23 protein-coding genes are annotated in these 20,191 nt (G+C 50.1%); all 23 read left to right on the top strand.

Annotation, left to right across the window (positions count from 1 at the left end):
- Nucleotides 1-14 precede the first annotated feature (14 nt).
- The 23 genes from NSQ24_RS15770 to pyrH all read left to right on the top strand — a co-directional run bounded on the left by NSQ24_RS15770 (nt 15) and on the right by pyrH (nt 20,190).
- Nucleotides 15-377 carry a response regulator gene (locus NSQ24_RS15770; RefSeq protein WP_003385881.1) on the top strand — a complete coding sequence of 121 codons (363 nt, stop codon included), beginning with the start codon at nt 15-17 and terminating at the stop codon, nt 375-377.
- On the top strand, nt 377-1,051 hold the full coding sequence (locus NSQ24_RS15765; RefSeq protein WP_024983837.1) for a flagellar biosynthetic protein FliO: 675 nt from the start codon (nt 377-379) through the stop codon (nt 1,049-1,051). The genes NSQ24_RS15770 and NSQ24_RS15765 overlap by 1 nt, the downstream gene beginning before the upstream one ends.
- Entirely contained in the window at nt 1,048-1,809 is a 762-nt protein-coding gene (gene fliP, locus NSQ24_RS15760; protein ID WP_003385879.1) for a flagellar type III secretion system pore protein FliP, read from the top strand. The genes NSQ24_RS15765 and fliP overlap by 4 nt, the downstream gene beginning before the upstream one ends.
- Nucleotides 1,810-1,843: 34 nt before the next feature.
- Nucleotides 1,844-2,113, top strand: a complete 270-nt coding sequence (gene fliQ / locus NSQ24_RS15755) for a flagellar biosynthesis protein FliQ (protein ID WP_003385878.1) — start codon at nt 1,844-1,846, stop codon at nt 2,111-2,113.
- Nucleotides 2,114-2,116: 3 nt separating this feature from the next.
- Complete coding sequence (fliR, locus tag NSQ24_RS15750; RefSeq protein WP_003385877.1) at nt 2,117-2,899, top strand: flagellar biosynthetic protein FliR; 783 nt, start codon at nt 2,117-2,119, stop codon at nt 2,897-2,899.
- Nucleotides 2,896-3,993 carry a flagellar biosynthesis protein FlhB gene (gene flhB / locus NSQ24_RS15745; protein ID WP_003385876.1) on the top strand — a complete coding sequence of 366 codons (1,098 nt, stop codon included), beginning with the start codon at nt 2,896-2,898 and terminating at the stop codon, nt 3,991-3,993. Before fliR ends, flhB begins: the two co-directional genes overlap by 4 nt.
- A gap of 25 nt (nt 3,994-4,018) precedes the next feature.
- Nucleotides 4,019-6,061 carry a flagellar biosynthesis protein FlhA gene (flhA, locus tag NSQ24_RS15740; RefSeq protein WP_003385875.1) on the top strand — a complete coding sequence of 681 codons (2,043 nt, stop codon included), beginning with the start codon at nt 4,019-4,021 and terminating at the stop codon, nt 6,059-6,061.
- On the top strand, nt 6,058-7,482 hold the full coding sequence (flhF, locus tag NSQ24_RS15735) for a flagellar biosynthesis protein FlhF (protein ID WP_339166185.1): 1,425 nt from the start codon (nt 6,058-6,060) through the stop codon (nt 7,480-7,482). The genes flhA and flhF overlap by 4 nt, the downstream gene beginning before the upstream one ends.
- 5 nt (nt 7,483-7,487) lie before the next feature.
- The gene (locus NSQ24_RS15730; protein WP_003385872.1) at nt 7,488-8,354 is read left to right on the top strand and encodes a MinD/ParA family protein; all 867 of its coding nucleotides are present in this window, start codon (nt 7,488-7,490) and stop codon (nt 8,352-8,354) included.
- 32 nt (nt 8,355-8,386) lie between these two features.
- Nucleotides 8,387-9,499, top strand: a complete 1,113-nt coding sequence (locus tag NSQ24_RS15725; protein ID WP_003385871.1) for a chemotaxis response regulator protein-glutamate methylesterase — start codon at nt 8,387-8,389, stop codon at nt 9,497-9,499.
- A gap of 20 nt (nt 9,500-9,519) precedes the next feature.
- Complete coding sequence (locus NSQ24_RS15720) at nt 9,520-11,580, top strand: chemotaxis protein CheA (RefSeq protein WP_003385870.1); 2,061 nt, start codon at nt 9,520-9,522, stop codon at nt 11,578-11,580.
- 15 nt (nt 11,581-11,595) lie between these two features.
- On the top strand, nt 11,596-12,072 hold the full coding sequence (locus NSQ24_RS15715; RefSeq protein WP_003385869.1) for a chemotaxis protein CheW: 477 nt from the start codon (nt 11,596-11,598) through the stop codon (nt 12,070-12,072).
- A 3-nt stretch (nt 12,073-12,075) separates the two neighbouring features.
- Complete coding sequence (locus NSQ24_RS15710) at nt 12,076-12,702, top strand: chemotaxis protein CheC (protein WP_003385868.1); 627 nt, start codon at nt 12,076-12,078, stop codon at nt 12,700-12,702.
- Nucleotides 12,689-13,174 (top strand): chemotaxis protein CheD, encoded by a 486-nt coding sequence (locus tag NSQ24_RS15705; RefSeq protein ID WP_003385867.1) that lies wholly within the window; start codon nt 12,689-12,691, stop codon nt 13,172-13,174. The genes NSQ24_RS15710 and NSQ24_RS15705 overlap by 14 nt, the downstream gene beginning before the upstream one ends.
- A gap of 2 nt (nt 13,175-13,176) precedes the next feature.
- Nucleotides 13,177-13,548 (top strand): hypothetical protein, encoded by a 372-nt coding sequence (locus NSQ24_RS15700; protein WP_003385866.1) that lies wholly within the window; start codon nt 13,177-13,179, stop codon nt 13,546-13,548.
- Between the two features lie 17 nt (nt 13,549-13,565).
- Nucleotides 13,566-14,354 (top strand): FliA/WhiG family RNA polymerase sigma factor, encoded by a 789-nt coding sequence (locus NSQ24_RS15695; protein WP_003385865.1) that lies wholly within the window; start codon nt 13,566-13,568, stop codon nt 14,352-14,354.
- Between the two features lie 72 nt (nt 14,355-14,426).
- Complete coding sequence (locus tag NSQ24_RS15690) at nt 14,427-15,845, top strand: FapA family protein (RefSeq protein WP_003385864.1); 1,419 nt, start codon at nt 14,427-14,429, stop codon at nt 15,843-15,845.
- A gap of 32 nt (nt 15,846-15,877) precedes the next feature.
- The gene (locus NSQ24_RS15685; protein ID WP_003385863.1) at nt 15,878-16,222 is read left to right on the top strand and encodes a hypothetical protein; all 345 of its coding nucleotides are present in this window, start codon (nt 15,878-15,880) and stop codon (nt 16,220-16,222) included.
- A 43-nt stretch (nt 16,223-16,265) separates the two neighbouring features.
- On the top strand, nt 16,266-16,766 hold the full coding sequence (locus tag NSQ24_RS15680; RefSeq protein ID WP_003385861.1) for a hypothetical protein: 501 nt from the start codon (nt 16,266-16,268) through the stop codon (nt 16,764-16,766).
- Nucleotides 16,759-17,424, top strand: coding sequence for a hypothetical protein (locus NSQ24_RS15675; protein WP_024983831.1), 666 nt, complete (start codon nt 16,759-16,761; stop codon nt 17,422-17,424). Before NSQ24_RS15680 ends, NSQ24_RS15675 begins: the two co-directional genes overlap by 8 nt.
- Nucleotides 17,425-17,617: 193 nt before the next feature.
- Nucleotides 17,618-18,325, top strand: coding sequence for a 30S ribosomal protein S2 (gene rpsB, locus NSQ24_RS15670; RefSeq protein ID WP_003385859.1), 708 nt, complete (start codon nt 17,618-17,620; stop codon nt 18,323-18,325).
- Nucleotides 18,326-18,420: 95 nt separating this feature from the next.
- On the top strand, nt 18,421-19,308 hold the full coding sequence (tsf, locus tag NSQ24_RS15665) for a translation elongation factor Ts (RefSeq protein ID WP_003385858.1): 888 nt from the start codon (nt 18,421-18,423) through the stop codon (nt 19,306-19,308).
- A 159-nt stretch (nt 19,309-19,467) separates the two neighbouring features.
- Complete coding sequence (gene pyrH / locus NSQ24_RS15660; RefSeq protein WP_003385857.1) at nt 19,468-20,190, top strand: UMP kinase; 723 nt, start codon at nt 19,468-19,470, stop codon at nt 20,188-20,190.
- Nucleotide 20,191: the final 1 nt, after the last annotated feature.

Raw genomic sequence — 20,191 nt, 5'->3', positions numbered from 1 at the left:
GGAGGAGCTAATCCATGTCTAACAAAGTTCTCATTGTTGATGACGCAGCATTTATGCGCATGATGATTAAAGAAATTCTGTCTAAAAACGGGTACAGCGTCGTCGGAGAAGCAAGCGACGGAGCACAGGCAGTAGAAAAATACAAAGAACTCGGTCCTGACCTGGTCACCATGGATATTACCATGCCAGAGATGGATGGAATCTCGGCACTGAAAGAAATCAAAAAGATTGATCCGAATGCTCGTGTCATCATGTGTTCTGCGATGGGGCAGCAGGCAATGGTAATTGACGCCATTCAGGCTGGAGCAAAAGATTTTATCGTGAAGCCGTTCCAGGCAGATCGCGTATTGGAAGCGATCAAAAAGACGTTGAGCTAATGATGAAACTCCGGGACACAAGGGTGCGGCTCATCTGGATTTGTTGCCTGCTGTTGTTGTTCGTCGCTTCCCTTCCGGCTCAGGCTTTGGCGGAGAGCAGTTCTGTCGCCGATGCACTGAAAAAAGGCACGCTATCGACTGATGGGTCCGCCGGTCCACAGGAACCGGCACCCATTCCAGGAAGCGGGTCTGGCAGTATGTGGGGTTACCTGATACAGGTTATTTTCTCACTGGGCATCATTCTGGTTCTCATCTATTTGTTGCTGCGTTTTTTGTCAAAGCGTCAGGTTGGAATGGCACAAGGGCCGATTAAAGTCATCAGTATGGCACCGCTCGGGAATGGGAAGTCGGTCCAAGTGGTAATGATCGGAGAATCATTGTACGTGCTCGGTGTCGGTGAAAATGTTCAATTGCTTCATCACATACCGGCTGGAGAGGAAGCTGACCTGATTTTGGCAGATGCAGAAATAAAAGGCGCGCTGCCATCGCCGCTGAAATGGCTCCCATTTGGCGGCAATCGAAAGAACAGTGACGAATTTTTCCAGCCTTCCGATGGGCAAGGTCGTACGTTTGAAGAAATCCTACGAAACCAGTGGGGAACGGTAACAAAACGCTCGGAACAAAATGTCCGCTGGATGGATGAGCAAGGTAAGGACAGAGGAGATTTGGGATGAAACAAATACTGCAGCTGCTCGTGATTGTGCTCGCATTGCTGGTCATACCGGATATGGCGGCAGCAGCACCGGTTCAACCATCATTGGTCCCTACGATTGACTTGAAAATTGGGGGCGGAGCTGGTACGCCGCAGGAGACTTCGACAGCCATTCAATTGCTGTTGATCTTGACAGTTCTGTCCGTAGCGCCTGCCATTTTGCTGCTCATGACCAGCTTTACGCGAATTGTCGTCGTATTGTCGTTTGTCCGCAATGCATTGGCAACTCAGCAAATGCCACCAAACCAGGTATTGATCGCACTCGCTCTGTTCATGACCTTTTTTATCATGTCCCCGACATTGGCCAAGGTAAATGAGACGGCTGTCCAGCCTTTTATGCAGGGGCAATTATCGCAAGAACAGGCGTTTGCGGCTGCGGTCATCCCATTCAAGGAATTTATGGCCAAACAGACACGTGAAAAGGACCTGGCGCTGTTTCTGGAGTTTGCAAAGGCAGAGCGGCCGAAGACAGTACAAGATATTCCGCTTACTGCATTGGTTCCCGCTTATGCGATCAGTGAACTGAAAACAGCATTTCAAATCGGTTTTATGATTTTTATTCCGTTTCTTGTCATCGATATGATTATTGCAAGTATTCTGATGGGAATGGGGATGATGATGCTTCCCCCGGTGATGATCTCACTCCCGTTCAAAATTTTGCTGTTCATCATGGTCGATGGCTGGTACCTGGTAGTCAAATCTCTTCTGACCAGCTTTTAGCGTACGAGAGGAACCCGGCCAAGGAGGGTAGAGCATGACACAAGAGTTACTTATGAGAGTTGCCCAAAGCTCTGTCTATACGATTTTGCTGATCGCTGCTCCGGCGCTGGGCGTAGGTCTGCTGGTAGGGTTGATCGTCAGCATTTTTCAAGCAACGACACAAATTCAGGAGCAAACGCTCGCTTTTATTCCCAAAATCGTCGCCATCCTGGTCACCATCCTGGCTGTCGGCCCTTGGATGCTGCGAATCATGCTCGAGTTCACCATGGGGATATTTGGGAATCTCCACAAGTTTGTCGGGTAACCAATGACAGCCTTCTTGGTTCACCTACCTGTGTTGTTGCTTGTATTTGTCCGCCTGACCGCTTTCTTCGTATCGGCTCCGTTTTTCTCGATGAAAGGCGTGCCGAATCAGTTTAAGATCGGTTTGGCTTTGTTTATGGCGGTCATCAGTTTTGGTTCTGTCCCGGTTCAAGGGGCAATCCCGATGGATTTGACATTTATCCTTTACGTCATCAAAGAGGCATTGGTCGGCGTCATATTGGGCTATATTTGCGAGTTGATGTATGTCACTGTCCAGGTTGCGGGCGGGATCATGGATATGCAAATGGGGCTGGCTATGGCCAACGTCATCGATCCGCGGACCGGTGCGTACGTTCCGCTTACGGGCCAATTCAAAAACGTTTTGGCGATGCTATACTTTCTGAGCATGAATGGACATCATATGCTCATTCGCGGAATCATCAAAAGCTATCAAGCCATTCCAATCGATGCCGTATGGGCTGCTTTGGGCAGCGAACAGGTCATGTGGCTGGCGGTAAAAGTATTTCGGGAAATGTTTCTAAGCGCCTTTCTGATTGCTACGCCGATAATCGTTTCATTGTTTCTGGTAGACCTTTCTCTTGGTATTATCGCCAAATCAGTCCCGCAATTTAATATTTTTGTTGTTGGATTTCCGATCAAACTGCTGGCAGGCTTTCTTCTGTTAATCGTAGTGATGCCTGCATTTCTCCTGACGTTAAGCAGTTTGTTCGAAAAAATGTTTCGATCGTTAGCGGAGATGATGAAGCTGCTCGGAGGAACAGGATGAACCGAATAACTTTTTTGTACCCTGTCGACCTCCAATACTTCAGCGGAGAGAAGACAGAAAAGGCAACTCCCAAAAAGAAACAGGATGCCCGTAAAAAAGGGCAAGTGGTGAAAAGCGCCGACTTGTCTCCGGCGCTTAGCCTGATGGCAGCGTTTCTCATGCTCGTCGCTTTTGGTGCAACTATGTTTCATTCCTTTGAAAACCTGATGAGAGAGTCCCTGATCACCTTTGCGACGTGGCAAGTAAATGAAGAAAACCTGGCAATCATTATACGGAAGGTTGCCTGGGAAGCAGTCAAGATTGCCGGGCCAGTGCTCGCCGCTGTTTTTTTAGTTGCCCTCTTTGCAAACTACGCCCAGGTGGGGTGGCTGTTTACGACAGAGACGATTCAGTTCAAACTGGAAAAATTGGACCCTATCAAGGGGGCCAAACGAATGTTCAGCCTCCGTTCATTGGTGGAGCTGGCCAAATCGCTTTTAAAAATCAGTACAGGCATACTGGTTGCCTACATGATCTTGTGGGATGTGCGAGATGAATTAATCAAGCTCTCCATGCAACCGCTGGAAGCGACGCTCTCCTTTGCTGCAGCGGAAGCTTCCAAACTGGGACTGCTAATCGGGCTGTTGCTTCTCATCTTGGCTATTTTGGATTACTTGTATCAACGATATGAGTACGAAAAAAATCTGCGAATGTCCAAACAGGATATTAAAGACGAATACAAACAATCAGATGGTGATCCCCTCATTAGAGGGAAGATTCGTGAGCGTCAGCGCAGCATGGCAATGCGGCGCATGATGCAGGAGCTGCCGAAAGCCGATGTAGTGATTACCAACCCGACTCACTTTGCGGTTGCGATCCGCTACGACAGCAATGAGATGCACGCGCCGACAGTGATTGCCAAAGGGCAAGACTACATGGCATTGAAGATTAAGGAAATTGCAAAGAAACACCGTATTGTAACGATGGAAAACAAGCCTCTTGCCAGGGCTCTACATAGCCAGGTGGAGATTGGTCAGCCGATACCTGAAGAATTGTTTAAAGCGGTTGCCGAGGTTCTCGCCTATGTATACAAACTGCAAGGGAAAGTGAAGTAAAACAAAGAAGAGAGGAGGACTAACGGTGGGATTAAAGATGAAAGAGCTAGGTACGGTCTTGTTTGTCATTAGTATCGTTGTCATGATGGTGATCCCACTGCCTTCCGAGTTGTTGGATCTGCTTCTCATATTGAACATCTCCCTTGCCTTGACGATTTTGCTAGTGTCTATGTACACGCGGGAGACATTGCAGTTCTCCATCTTTCCTACAGTCCTGCTGATTACGACACTCTTTCGACTGGCTTTGAACGTCTCGACGACGCGAAACATTCTTTCGCATGCCGAGGGCGGAAAAGTTATTGAAGCGTTCGGCAGCTTCGTCGTAGGCGGCAATCAGGTCGTAGGTTTTGTTGTTTTCCTGATCCTTGTCATTATTCAGTTTATCGTGATTACAAAAGGCTCGGAGCGCGTTGCCGAGGTTGCAGCACGCTTTACCCTGGATGCAATGCCAGGGAAACAAATGAGTATTGATGCGGACTTGAATGCCGGGATGATTACCGATACAGAAGCTCGGGCCCGTCGGAAAAAAATCGAAGACGAGGCGGATTTCTACGGCGCGATGGATGGTGCCAGCAAGTTTGTGAAAGGGGACGCCATCGCCGGTATTATCATCTTTATCGTGAATATTATCGGCGGATTTATCATCGGCATGGTGATTCATGACATGAGCTTTGCCGAGTCCGCTTCTAAATTTACAACGATGTCCGTAGGTGACGCGCTTGTCAGCCAAATCCCGGCGCTGCTCATTTCGACTGCGACCGGTATCATCGTAACGCGCGCAACGTCTGGAGACGGACTGGGCGAAGATATCGCCAATCAGCTATTCAGCTACCCGCGCCTGCTGTTTATCGTGGCCGGTGGAATATTCCTGCTTGGCTTGCTCACGCCCATTGGTCTGGTGCCTGTTGTTCCGATTTCCGGCTTGCTCGCTTTTGCCGGATGGAAAATGACGCGGAAGCAAAAGGTGGCCTGGGAAGAGACGGCTCAACAAGAAGAAGATCAGCAGCTGGAAGAAGTGCGCAGTCCAGAAAGCGTCGTCAACCTGCTTCAGGTCGATCCGATCGAATTTGAATTTGGCTATGGACTCATTCCGCTTGCGGACAGCAAGCAGGGTGGTGATCTGCTCGATCGCGTCATTATGATTCGACGCCAGGTTGCCTTGGAACTTGGCATTGTCGTGCCGGTCATCCGCATCCGGGATAACATCCAGCTTCGCCCGAATGAATATGTGATCAAAATCAAGGGGAATCAGATTGCGACGGGAGAAATCCTGCTCGATCATTATCTCGCCATGAGCCCGGGCTTTGACGATGATTCGGTCGTCGGGATCGAAACCGTTGAACCTGCGTTTGGTCTTCCCGCTTTATGGGTAACAGAAGAAAATAAGGAGATTGCTGAACTTTCCGGATATACGGTTGTGGACCCTCCATCTGTTGTCGCCACTCATTTGACCGAAGTGATCAAGCGTCATGCTCATGAATTGCTTGGACGTCAAGAGACGCGGGCACTGATTGACAATGTTAGAGAGGTGGCACCGGTTCTCGTCGATGAGCTGATTCCAGGCTCTCTGTCGATCGGCGAAGTGCAGAAGGTGCTGCAAAAGCTTCTGCGTGAAAAAGTCTCGATTCGCAACCTGACAGTCATTTTGGAAGCATTGGCTGATCATGCGATGTACACAAAAGATCCGGAAGTGTTGACCGAATACGTGCGTCAGGCGATGTCGCGCCAGATCACCCTGCAATATACGGAGCCGGGACAGCCGCTCCGCGTCATCACCGCCGGACCAGGATTAGAAAAGACGATTTCCGAGCACGTAGAGCAGACTGAGCAGGGCAGCTACCTGGCTATCGATCCGGAAACATCACAGCGCATTTATCAGAATATGTCAGCGGAGGTTAGCAGAATGGTCAATTCGGGACAGCAGCCGATCATTCTCTCATCGCCTGCCGTCCGCATGTATCTGCGTCAGCTCATGGAGCGGATGATGCCGGATGTTCCTGTTCTGTCGTACAGCGAGCTGGAGCCACATGTTGAAGTGCAAAGTGTAGGGATGGTGAACATTTCGTGAGAGTAAAACGATACATAGTCGATTCCATGCCGGAAGCACTTGACAAAATTCGTGTTGATCTAGGGTCCGAAGCCATCATTCTCAATTCCAAAGCAATCAAGACGGGAGGCTTTCTCGGTTTTTTTGGAAAGCAGCAAATTGAGGTGGTCGCGGCTGTCGACGACAAAGAATCCGAAAAGCAAAAAAGCTCGGCTGCGGCCAGACAGCGGACCGTTCCCGCCAGACCTGTAACGACCGGCACGAGCACTGCCCAGCGAGCCTATCAGTCTATTGCGGCAAGCTCCCAGACCAAAAGCCAGGGCATTGGGAGCCAGCCGCTGTCGGAAGACGCTGCACCAGTCCTCTTCGGCAAGCAGGATACACGTGAGCAGAGGGTGGAGGCGGAACGTCACGGATCAGACAATCTTCTGAAAGAGCACCACCCAGAAAAAGAACCGATAAAAGAATTGATGAAAGAACCAATGAAAGAACCAATGAAAGAACCAATGAAAGAACCAATGAAAGAACCGATCCAACCCCGGAACTCGAAAACCGACTCGCCCCCGTCGGCGAGTGAGCAGAGCGATCAGATCGCACTTGAGGTCCGCAGCATGCGGCAGATGTTTGAAAAGCTGTTGACCAATGATATGACACAGCAATTGCCCCAGCCGGTTCAAGCGGTGAGAAGCCGATTGAGGCAGCAAGAGGTAACTGAGGAGGCTGCAGCGCAGGTTATTCAGCAAGTCATTCTGGAGTGCGAGACTGATTGGGATGATGCCAAGGCCTCGCAGGTAGCGGAGGAATTGATCGCCAAGCGTCTCGAAAAAGCCGTAAAACGACCTGCGTGCATTGAGAAAGACGTGCGGTATGCTTTCTTCTTTGGACCGACTGGCGTGGGAAAGACGACGACCATCGCAAAATTGGCGGCAGCCTGCATGTTAAAGGAAAAGCGGAAAGTCGGCTTTATTACGGCAGACACATATCGGATTGCGGCCGTTGAACAACTGAAGACGTACGCAAACATATTGAATGTACCGTTTGAAGTGGTTTTTTCTCCGAAAGAGATTCCGCAAGCGATGGAGCGATTAAGCGGGTGTGATCTGATCTTTGTCGACACAGCGGGAAGAAACTACCGAAATGACGAGTATGTGCAAGGGATTCGCGATTTGGTGGTGGCAGATCAAAACAGTCTAAACTTTTTGGTACTGAGTCTCACGTCCAAATACAGCGACATGAAGACGATCATCCGCAATTTTGACGATGTTCCGGTTTCCCGGGTCATTTTTACAAAGGCGGACGAAACGGATGCCTATGGGGCCATGCTAAACGTAGCGTTTGAGACGGAGCTCTCGATTTCTTATGTGACTACGGGCCAAAATGTCCCGGACGATATTATCGTGGCGACCCCCCGACTGATAGCTAACATGATAATGGGGGAATGAATCGTATGCATGACCAAGCAAAACGACTTCGTGAGCGAATGCAGCAGAATTCGTCCTCCCGGCAGACGCGGTTGGTTACGGTGACGAGCGGCAAAGGGGGAGTAGGGAAATCCAACTTCAGCCTGAATTTCGCACTTGGCTTGCGCGAAAAAGGGCACAAGGCTATCCTGTTTGATGTCGATTTGGGACTTGCAAACCTGGATGTACTGATGGGAATTACGCCAAAGCGTCACCTGCTGCATTTGATCGATCAAGAGGCAACAGTCTGGGACATCATGGAGACAGGACCCGGAAATTTGGAATTTATCGCGGGAGGTTCAGGGTTTACCCAAATTCTTCAGCTCGACAACCACAAGCTGGATATCCTGTTTCAAAAGCTGGAACCGCTTCACGGCTACGCCGATACGATTATTTTTGACACCGGGGCGGGCATCTCTCAGGAGTCTTTGCGATTCATGCTGTCTTCGGATGAAGTGATTTTGGTCACGACGCCAGAGCCGCCGGCTATTACGGATGCGTATGCTGTAATTAAAATGATTCACTCCCGCAATCCTCAGACGAAGGTACGCCTTGTCATTAACCGGGCAACGTCGGATCGTGAAGGACAAGCCACTGCGGACAAATTGAGCATGGTAGCCAAACGATTTCTGGATATGGAGATAAGCAAGCTCGGCTATGTCATGGATGACGATCATGTCACAAAGGCTGTAAAACAGCAGCGTCCGTATTTCCTTGCCTTTCCGCAATCGCAAGCTTCCAAAAGCATCAGAAATCTGGTAGCTGCATATCTCGGGAGCGCTGGAGCAGCGGGTTCCGGTTCACCAGGAGGTTTAAAAGGTTTCTTTAAGAAGCTGAAGGGCTTCATCCCATAATACAACTAGACTTCGGAAGGGAGCGATGGCGGATGAGTACTATTCGTGTTCTCGTCACAGATGATTCGGCATTCATGCGTAAGGTTATTTCTGACATCCTGCAAAGCGACCCTGAAATCGAAGTAATTGATCGTGCGAAGAACGGACTTGAATGCGTGGAGAAGGCTGCCAAGCTGAAGCCTGATGTAATCACGCTGGATATCGAAATGCCGATCATGAATGGCTTGGAAGCTTTGGAACAGCTAATGAAGCAAAGTCCTGTTCCTGTAGTGATGTTGAGCAGCTTGACCAGAGAGGGCGCAGAAGCAACGATTCGAGCGCTTGAGCTCGGAGCCATCGATTTTGTTGCAAAGCCATCCGGGCCGATTTCACTTGATATTCACAAAGTCGGCGATCGTCTGATCGAGAGAGTGAAAGCTGCCTCTCAAGCCAAGAAAAGAACGAATAAGTTTAAGCTTCATGCAGAGAGTACTGCTTCCCCGTTCCTGTTCGCAGCCAAGGCCACGGAAGACATTGTGCTTGCACCCCGGCAGGCATCGACTGAAATGCCTGTAAACAGAGCTGCATCCGGTTCGGCCAAGCTTGTGGTGCTGGGAACTTCAACCGGAGGCCCCAAAGCACTGCAAACTGTTCTGACAGCATTGCCCAGTCAGCTCCCTGCTCCGATAGCAATCGTGCAGCATATGCCAGCCGGTTTTACAAAATCGCTGGCACAGCGTCTGGACTCTCTCTGTGCGATCCGCGTAACAGAGGTAACAGACGGAGAATGGTTGGAGCCCGGAACCGCGTACATCGCACCTGGCGGCTATCATTTTGAAGTTGTACAAACGAACGGAAGACTGCAGGCCAAACTGCATCAGGAAGAGCCCCGAGGTGGTCACCGTCCTTCTGTCGACATCCTTTTTGAGTCTGTCAGCCGATTGACAAAAGTAGACAAATGGGCAATTATCATGACAGGCATGGGAAATGATGGGACGAAGGGCCTGATCAAAATGAAGGAAATAGGTCCTGTAACGAGTATTATCGAGGATGAATCGACATGTGTCGTGTTCGGGATGCCGCGTGCGGCCATCCAGGCAGGCCTCGCTGATCATGTCGTGCCATTACACAAAATTGCAGAAACACTCTGCAAGCTGCTGCACTGATTTTGGGAGGTGGAACACCCATGGACATGAATCAATATTTGGACATGTTTATTGAAGAGTCAAAGGAGCACCTGCAAGCGATCAATGCGAACTTGCTCGTTTTGGAGAATGATCCGGAAAGCACTCAGATCGTCAACGAAATATTCCGTTCCGCGCATACGCTAAAAGGTATGTCGGCGACAATGGGTTTTGAGGATATGGCGAGTCTGACCCATGAAGCGGAAAATGTGCTGGATTTAATCCGAAATGACAAGCTGAAAATCAACAGCGATATTATGGATGTGATTTTCCAAAGCGTTGACCTGATTGAAGGCATGGTCATGAATATTATGGAAGGCGGAGATGGCTCGGCAGACGTGTCACAGCCAGTTGCTAAACTGCGGGCAATCGTATCGGGGGATTTTTCTGCCATTGCGAATGTGGCAGCCCAGGAAGCAACTGCGTCAGTCGAGCAAGTCGCTGCTGGCGGCTCCGAAGACGGCAACCGCGAGTACGATCTGGACGAGTTTTCTCTTACGGTTTTGAAGCAATCGAAGGAAGCGGGCAACAACCTGTTCTGGATCAAAGTAACCTTGCAGGAGAACTGCCTGTTGAAAGCAGCCCGTGCGTATATGGTTTTTGACCAGCTGGAGTCGATGGGGGAAGTGATCAAATCGACACCTGCGGTAGAGGATTTGGAAAACGAGCGCTTTGATCTTTCCTTCGAAGTAGTCTTTGTCACGATGGAACCTTTGGAGAAAGTGAAAAAAGCAATCAGTAATATTTCGGAAATTGAGGAAGTGCTCGTAGAACCAGTTGAAATGAAGGAAGCAGGAAAGCAAGCCAAGCAAGCAGAGCAGCAGGTAGCTGCTGCAGCCGCTGCGCCTGCAGAAGTCAAAAAAGCCGAAGGACCCGCACAGAACAACACGGCCGTGAAAAAAGTGACGGCGGGCGGAAAAACGATCCGCGTAGACATCGAGAGATTGGACGTCCTGATGAACCTGTTTAGTGAGCTGGTTATCGACCGTGGGCGTTTGGAGCAGCTGGCCCGCGAACTCGGCAAGAGCGAGTTGCAGGAAACCGTTGAGCATATGAGCCGCATCAGTGGCGATTTGCAAAACATCATTCTGACGATGCGCATGGTTCCGGTCGAGCAAGTATTCAACCGTTTCCCTCGGATGATTCGCGACCTGGCAAAAGATTTAAACAAAAAAGTAAATCTGGAGATATATGGCGCGGAAACAGAGCTTGATCGGACGGTCATCGATGAAATTGGCGATCCGCTTGTTCACCTCCTGCGAAATTCGCTCGATCACGGTGTGGAATCTCCAGCCCAACGAAAGCAGGCTGGCAAGCCGGAGGAAGGAACGATTCAGCTTCGTGCCTTCCATAGCGGAAACCATGTGTTTATCGAAGTAAAAGATGACGGTGCCGGCATTAACAAAGATAAAGTTCTGAAGAAAGCGATTGAACGGGGCATCGTAAATCCGGCTAACGCAGATTCCTTGAGCGACAGGCAAATCTTTGAACTGCTGTTCTCGTCAGGCTTTAGTACCGCTGAGGTCATTTCGGACATCTCGGGACGAGGAGTCGGGCTCGACGTAGTGAAAACGAAGATTGAGTCCCTGGGCGGAAACGTAAGCGTCGACTCTGTTCGTGGACAGGGAACGACATTCCTGATCCAGCTTCCGCTCACGCTCTCGATCATCTCGGCCATGCTCGTTCAGGTTCAAAACGAGAAATACGCTGTTCCACTCAGTTCTATCATTGAAACAGCGGTATTCCGCAAAGATCAAATCATGATGGCGCATCGCCAGAAAGTCATTGATTTCCGCGGAAGAGTGGTTCCTCTCGTTTCGTTGCAGGAAATCTTCCAGATTCCGGATAACGGAGCGGACAAAGATGACGAAGTAGCAGTCGTAATCGTCCGCAAGGGTGAAAAAATGGCCGGACTTGTCGTCGATTCATTTATTGGCCAGCAAGAAATCGTCCTGAAGTCACTCGGCAAGTACCTGGTAAACGTGTTCGCCATTTCTGGGGCAACGATCCTGGGAGACGGACAAGTAGCGCTGATTATCGACTGCAACGCACTGATTAAGTAAGAGGAGGGCAGCCGTATGCTCGAGCAAAAGGAAATCATCGGAGAAGTAAAAGTCATCGTATTTCGCTTGAAAGACGAAGAATACGGAGTTGATGTAAATCAGGTCAAATCGATTGAGAAATTGGAGCATATTACCCGCGTTCCGCGAACTCCGGCATTTGTCAAAGGGGTAATCAACCTGCGCGGAGTTGTAACGCCGATTATCGACCTGCGCAATCGCTTCAGTCTGGAAGAGACAGCGTATACCGAATCGACGCGGATTATTATTGTGGCGGTTGGTGAACTGGAAGTAGGCCTGATCGTAGACGCGGCTAATGATGTGATCGATATACCGGTGAACGCGATCGAACCGCCGCCGGAGGTTGTCGGAGGAGTGGAGGCCGCCTACCTGCGCGGAGTGGCCAAGCTGGAAAAACGCCTGCTGATCCTGTTGAATCTGGATAAGGTGTTGAGCAACGAGGAAATCAAACAACTTGACTCCTTTGAGGGATAAGGGATGGAATACTTTACAAAGTTTGGCGATTTTCAATTTGACGTACTTCGGGAAGTAGGGAACATTGGCGCTGGCAACGCGGCTACTGCACTTTCCAAACTGATACAAAAAGAAATCGACATGAAGGTGCCGCAGGTAAAAATTATTCCCTTTGACGAAGTAGCGGACTGCGTCGGAGGTCCAGAGGCGGTCGTTGTTACTGTCTTTCTTCGGGTTGAGGGAGATTGTCCGGGCAACATGTTTTTCATCCTGGATATGGCTTCCGCTCGGCACGTTCTGCAGCAGATTATCGGCGAAGTGAAGGATGTAGAAGAATGGACAGAGTACGAGGCTTCCGCTCTTCATGAAATCGGCAACATCCTCACCGGTTCCTACTTGTCTTCGCTGGCTGATTTTACGAATTTGAATCTGCAGCCATCCGTACCGGCTCTGGCGATCGATATGGCGGGGGCCATTCTCAGCTACGGACTTTTGGAGCTGGGACAAGCAGGGGACTTCGCGCTCACTATCGATACGGCTTTCTTTGAAGGCAATGAACAAGTCCAAGGTCACTTTTTTCTGATCCCTGATCCCGAATCCTTAAAGACATTATTTCGATCATTAGGAGTACCGTTCGATGGAGATTATTAAAATTGGGATGGCGGACCTCGGAGTTGCAAAATCTCCTGACCGATTACGGACTACAGGGTTAGGTTCATGTGTGGGAGTCGTCCTGTATGATTCTGTACATAAAGTTGCCGGGATGGCCCATGTCATGCTGCCTGAGTCCTCTCTCGGAAAAGGCGGGGAGATCGCGATCGGGAAATACGCCGATACCGCTATCCCCCGTCTCATTCAGGACATGAAGCTGGCTGGAGCATCGACGACCAACATGGTGGCAAAGCTGGCCGGCGGAGCTCAGATGTTTGCATTCCTCGGAAAGAGTGACTCGATGAGGATCGGACCGCGAAATGTAGAGGCGTGCAAAATGGCACTGCAGCAGGCAAAGATAAAAGTAGTTGCCGAGGATACAGGAGGAAATTGCGGGAGGACCATCGAGTTTGATGCGGCTACGGGTCTTCTGCAAATTCGAACCGTCAATCAAGGTGTGAAGGAAGTATAGGTATGCTGGGTACGATGTGGGTGAATACAGGGTTCGGAGCACTTGCTTCTGTCATTACGTTTTTTACGGCTTTGGCCGGAAACGTCTGGCTGGTTTCTTTGGAACGCGCCGGTTATGCATTTATCCTTTTTTTTCTTGCAGCTTTCCCGATACGTTGGCTCGTTGCTAAAATCATGGGCTCTTTCCAAGCCCCTGAGACCATGGTTCCGGCAGAAGCTGCCGAGGGGGGCGTCCCCTCGGCTTCCGGAGAGCCGGATGATCCCCAGGGAGACGGTGAATTTATACCGCTGTCTCTGGACCAAATGGGGAGCGCTCCTCTGGCGCATGATCCCACCACCGTTGCAGATGTTGTGAGGCGTTTAACTGATGAGTAAAGGTTGGTGACGAAATCGTGGCACGGCTAACCAATCAAGAAAAAGCAAGGCAGTTTGACAAATGGGTATTGTGGAAAGAAGAAGGCAGCCGGGACGCGGAGGTGGATCTGGTCACACAGTATCTCCCGTTAGTGGACAAGGTAGCCAACAGGCTTGCGATCAACCTTCCGAATAATGTGGACAAAGATGATCTGATCAGCTATGGCCGCTTTGGTTTGTTGGACGCGTTGGCCAAGTTTGATCATACCCGCGGGCTTCAGTTTGAGACGTATGCGATGTGGCGGATTCGCGGTGCCATGATCGATGGTTTGAGGGAGAACGATTGGATCCCCAGGACGGTTCGAGACAAGGCAAAGAAGATCGAAGAGGCGTATACGCTCTTGGAGCAAAAGCAACTGCGAGCGCCGACTGACTCCGAGGTTTCTTCTTACCTCGGCATTTCGGAGAAAGACTTGCAGCAGGTCTTTTATGAAACTTCACTCGCCACGATGATTTCTATAGATGAAGCTGTGGGGGAAGAAGAGGAGCAAAAGACAGCAAGGCATTCCTACATCGTCGATGAAGTGACACCGCGTCCCGATCAGGTGGCTGAATTGGCAGGCCTGAAAGAAGTGTTGACCGCCGTCATCGACAAGCTGCCGGAAAAAGAGCGTCTTGTCGTTTCCTTGTTTTACTTTGAGGAGCTGACCTTGTCGGAAATTGCAGATGTGATGAGCTTGTCACCCTCGCGTATCTCGCAGCTTCATTCCAAGGCGATATTTCGTTTGCGTTCCGCACTTGCCAGATGGAAGTCTCAGCTTGTCTAAAAGATAAATAGCTACAAATAGAAGATACAGAAAATGGGAGAAGAGGGCCCATGGTTTGAGAGGGGTAGAAAGATGGAAGCGATAGGAAACTACAAGCTCGAAGTCAAAATCTCTCAGGACAAACTGGAAGCCGGGATCATGTTGGTGATTGCCGACCAGGAGCTAGGATCGCAGCTTCGCATAACGGAGACAGAAGTGCGTGAAGTATTGCGACAACAAAAAATTACACATGGAATTCTTGATCAGGTCGTCCAAGAACTGTGCAGCAACCCGGCAAAATTTGTGAACACGTACGTTACGATCGCGAACGGAACTGCTCCTGTTGCCGGGAAGGATGGCGAGATCGAGTACACCTTTCTTGAAAAAAATCAAGACGAAAAACGGCCAAAAGAGCTGGAAGACGGACGGGTTGACTATTACAGCATTACGAACATTCCCAATGTGGCTAAAGGGCAGCTGTTGGCGCGGAAAACACCCCCAGTGCCCGGAATAGCGGGTATTGCGGTTACCGGAGAGCCCATCGTTCCTAAAGCCGGCAAGGAAGCTGTGCTGAAGCTCGGCAAAAATGTGGTGTTGAATGCAGAGAAAACGATGCTGTATTCAGCGATAGACGGTCAGGTTTCCTTTACGGACAATCATAAAGTGAATGTATTTCCTGTGTTCGAAGTCAATGGTGATGTCGATTTTAGCGTCGGGAACATCGATTTTGTGGGAACGGTGGTCATTCGCGGTAACATTCCGACTGGCTTTCGGGTGAAGGCATCAGGGGATATTCGCGTCCTCGGAAGTGTCGAGGGCGCCGAATTGGAAGCCGGAGGTTCGGTTGAGATCAAGAGTGGTATTGTCGCTCAAGACAAAGGACAAGTAATCGCCGGCAACAACGTGAAGACGTCATTTATTCAAAATGCAAATGTCACGGCAGGCAATCAAGTCCTGGTTTCGCAGAGCATCATGTTCTCCCAGGTGCGGGCGGGAAAGCAAATTATTTGTAATGGTCCAAAAGGAATCATTATTGGCGGCACGCTTCAAGCTGGAGAAAAAATAACGGCTCGTGTGATAGGCAATACGAGTGCAACGCCTACGGTTCTGGAGGTTGGCGTCAAGCCGGAGCTGCGTCTGGAATTGGCATCGATCAATAAAGAACTGCAAATTGTGTATGAAAATTTGCGCAAAACGGATCAAGGGCTGGGCGTACTAAACCAGCTCCTGCAGGTAAATGGCGAGCTTTCTCCGGAAAAGAAGACCATGCAAATCAAGCTGGCCAATACAAGGCTGATTCTGGAGAAAGAAGGAAAACAGCTCGAAGCTCGCAAAAAAGAAGTGGAAGCGGAGCTGGAGGGAGATTCACCAGCCGCCATTGATGTGTATTACACGATGTATCCTGGCATTAAAATGGTATTTGGCAAACTGGTCCGGTTTATCAAGCAGGAGTTTGCACGTACCCGCTTTCTCGTCGTTAACGGAGAGATCACGACTTCCACTCTCGTCTGAGCATAGCGATACGGAAAAAGGAGATGGCCCTGATGAGTCTCAAAACGGTTGAGTTACAGGTGGCACTGCCGCGAACCACTGAGGTTGGGCGCATTCAGGAACAATACCAGCATCGGCTAACCAACGAGCAGCATCTCCTGCAACAAGAGCAGAAAGGGATAGACCAACAAAAAAGTCAGCGTGCAGCAGAGGTCAACGAGACAGATAAAAACCAGCTGAGGGATAAAGAGCGACAAGACCAGCAGGGCAGCAAGGAGTCGGCGTTGGAAGCCTCTACAAAACAGGCGGCACAATCTCCCGGAAATGGCGGCACCGCATCTGGGGAAGTGGCGATGCGCGACCCTCTTCGCGGACGTTACATCGACATATCCTTGTAACCTTACCATCAAGAAGAAAATGAAGGAAGTATAGGTGACTACAATGAATGGGTCTTATTATATTTTGGCAGGGGCAGGGGTGGCAATCATGGTGCTGGCCCTGCTGTTTTCTTCCAGACGTTCAAAAAGGGATCGCATGCCAGCCGCTCCACAACTGAATATAGAGGAAGTGGAGGCAACGCTCCAGCGTTTTGTCCTGCAAATCAAGCAAGAGAAAGAAGCTGAGAGTGAAGCGTTCTACAAGTCGAATGCACAACTCAAGAAAGAACTGGCTGATGCGAAAGGGCGACTGGACAAAGTGGAGCGGGAATTGGCTGAACTGCGTACCGCCCGTCGGCAGCCGGCAAGTCCAGACCAGCAGGAGTCCTCCGGAGAGGCGGCGGATGTGCTTTCCATGCGTGAGCGCTATCGGCGCGTATTCGAATTGATGCAAGAAGGACTGGGGCCTGACGAGATTGCAAAAAGGCTGGGGGCAGGCAGAGGAGAGATCGATTTGATCTTGTCATTGGCCAAGCCGCGGGAGGCAGGAGCGGCCAATGAATAAGCGCGATATCTTTTTTGGATTCGGGGCCGGTCTCCTCGTGGCAGCATCGATTTTGGGAATTACAACACAAAAGGAAGCCCCGGGAACCCACCAGTCCTTGACGAAGGAACAGCTGGAGACAGCTGCAGAAGAGCTGCAACTGGTCGTTCTTTCTAAGGAAGAGTTCAATCAGCTGCAACAAGAAAAAAAGATTGAGCTCCAACCGCTGCCAACCCCGCCAAAGAAGCCTTCTGCCCCTGTTTCATCGACACCGGATCAGCCGCAAGCGGGAAAGCCTGAGAAACCCGAAGCAGCACTGCCGCAAGCGCCGGTGAGAGCAAAGGAACCAAAAAGCGAGACCTCGGTCATGCCCACTGCCGAAACCGCTGATCCAAGCAAGCCGCAGCAGCCTGTTCCGGCGGATAGTTCTCAGGTGTCCGTGCCGACAGAGCCCTTGCCAAAAGAGACGAAGACGATCCAGATTCCATATAAAGCGACGGCGGAAAGTGTCGAGCGCACATTGGTGGACGCAGGGATTTTGGAACCCGACAACCAGTTTGTAGAAACGTTGAAAAAGCAGAACAAACTCAATCGCATACGTGTCGGCACGTATCAGATTCCCCTCGGGGCAAGCGAAGCTGACATCGTGTCCATCATCGCGACGCCTCCGAAAAAGTGAGGCGATTTTTTTTGCGGGAAATGGGATTGGTTTCTTGCAATCGTTTAGGTCATATGATATATTCATTAACGGTGTTGAATTCGCACGTCCACCAATTCCGGCAATGGTGCTGCCAGATTGGCAGTTTTGTTTGGAAAATGCGGTGAGGCGGAGGTAAGCACAAAAAAACCATTTTTTAAGGAGGTGTGAAAATATGGCAGTGATTTCGATGAAACAGCTCCTCGAGGCTGGTGTACACTTCGGTCACCAAACTCGCCGCTGGAACCCGAAAATGGCACGCTATATCTTCACCGAACGTAACGGCATCTACATTATTGACCTGCAAAAAACCGTGAAAAAAGTTGAGGAAGCGTACAACTTTGTACGTGAACTCGCTCAAAACGGCGGAAAAGTGCTCTTCGTTGGAACGAAGAAACAAGCACAAGAATCCGTAAAAGAAGAAGCAATCCGTACAGGCCACTACTACATCAACCAACGCTGGCTGGGTGGTACGCTGACGAACTTCTCTACGATTAAAAAACGTACTGCTCGCCTTGCTGAGCTGAACCGTATGGAAGAAGACGGTACTTTCGCAGTTCTGCCGAAGAAAGAAGTTATCGTTCTTCGCAAGGAAAAAGAGCGTTTGGAAAAATTCCTGGGCGGTATCGCTCACATGGAAGAACTGCCAGACGCGCTGTTCGTAATCGATCCGCGCAAAGAGCGCATCGCAGTAGCAGAAGCTCGCAAATTGGGTATCCCAATCGTTGCGATTGTAGATACTAACTGCGATCCGGATGAAATCGACTACGTGATCCCAGGTAACGACGATGCCATCCGCGCTGTTAAGCTGCTGACTTCCAAAATGGCTGACGCTCTGGTTGAAGGCAACCAAGGCGGCGAACAAGCTACAACAACTGCGTAAGCAAGTGTATGAGGGTGGACTGAGGGTTTCAGAACCCCGTCCACCCTTTTTAACACCTATACTTAGATTCGACTTTCCCAAGGAGGTTCTACGATATGGCAATCAGTGCACAAGCGGTGAAAGAACTGCGCGAGCGTACAGGCGCAGGGATGATGGACTGCAAACGCGCTCTCGAAGAAACGAACGGTGACATGGAAAAAGCGATTGACCTTCTCCGTGAACGCGGAATCGCGAAGGCTGCGAAAAAAGCGGGCCGCATCGCAGCAGAAGGCTTGACTTCCTGCGCTGTAGCCGGCAACGTTGCGGCAATCGTGGAAGTAAACTGTGAAACAGACTTCGTAGCGAAAAACCCTGAGTTCCAAGAGCTGGTGAAGGACATCGCTGAGCACGTTGTATCCCAACGTCCTGCGAGCGTAGAAGCTGCTCTGGAGCAGCCGTTCAAAGGCCAAGGAGAAACTCTCGGCCACATGATCAACGAAAAAATCTCCACCATCGGAGAAAACATTTCCTTCCGTCGCTTCTCCATCCTGGAGAAATCCGATAACGGCGTGTTCGGTAGCTACCTGCACATGGGCGGCCGCATCGGTGTTGTAGTCGTCCTCGAAGGAACTACAGACGAAACGCTGGCAAAAGACCTGGGTATGCACGCAGCTGCATCCAACCCGCGTTTTGCCAACCGTGAGGAAGTATCTCAAGACGAGATCGAGCGCGAGCGCGAAGTACTGAAAAACCAAGCTCTGGCTGAGGGCAAACCGGCAAATATCGTAGAAAAAATGGTAGAAGGCCGCCTCTCCAAATACTTTGAAGAGTACGTAATGGTTGAGCAGCCATTCGTTAAAGATCCAGACAAAAAAGTTGCCGCTCTGCTGAAAGAAAAAGGCGCTACTTTGAAGGGCTTTGTCCGTTATCAAGTGGGCGAAGGCATCGAGAAAAAACAAGAAGACTTTGCCGCTGAAGTAATGGCGCAAGTTAATAAACAGTAATGACCGTAAAAATAGGGAACACCTGCGTGTTCCCTATTTTATAAGAGCAGGCGGATCGCCGCTAGGCACGTATTGCCCGGTGATCGGAAAAGTCGCTCGGCTAGCTGGGAGGATTCCGGTAAAGCACAGAGAATGTTTCATGAATGGAGGCCGTTTCACATGCCACTTCCTGCCTATAAACGGGTTGTGTTAAAGTTGAGTGGGGAAGCTCTGGCGGGAGACATCGGGTACGGGATTGACCCGAAGGTGATTTTCTCCATCGCCAACCAGATTAAGGAAATTGTAGAATTGGGAGTACAAGTTGCAGTTGTTGTCGGTGGTGGAAATATCTGGCGCGGACTCTCAGGCAGCTCCAAAGGCATGGATCGGGCCACAGCCGATTACATGGGGATGCTTGCAACCATTATGAACTCGCTCGCTCTGCAGGATGGATTAGAAAAAGTGAACGTCCCGACTCGTGTACAAACGTCCATCGAAATGAGGCAAGTAGCCGAACCATACATACGCCGCAGGGCAATACGCCATCTGGAGAAACAACGAGTGGTCATATTTGCCGCAGGTACGGGGAATCCCTATTTTTCCACAGATACGACGGCTGCGTTGCGGGCCGCCGAAATCGAAGCTGAAGTCATTCTGATGGCTAAAAACAAAGTAGACGGTGTCTATTCCGCTGATCCGAGCATTGACCCAACAGCAGTGAAGTACGACAAGCTCACGTTCCTCGAAGTGTTAAGCAAGGGTCTGGGCGTAATGGATTCCACGGCATCGAGCCTCTGCATGGATAATGACATTACATTGATTGTCTTTAATATTTCTGAAGAAGGCAATATTCGTCGCGCCGTTATGGGTGAAAAGATCGGAACATTGGTTAAGGGGGAATAAT

Origin of the sequence: Brevibacillus sp. FSL L8-0520 (assembly GCF_037963895.1) — a bacterium.
Taxonomy (GTDB): Bacteria; Bacillota; Bacilli; order Brevibacillales; family Brevibacillaceae; genus Brevibacillus; species Brevibacillus borstelensis.
Note: the sequence above shows the minus strand (reverse complement) of the source record. Positions and strands in the feature narration are given on the sequence as shown.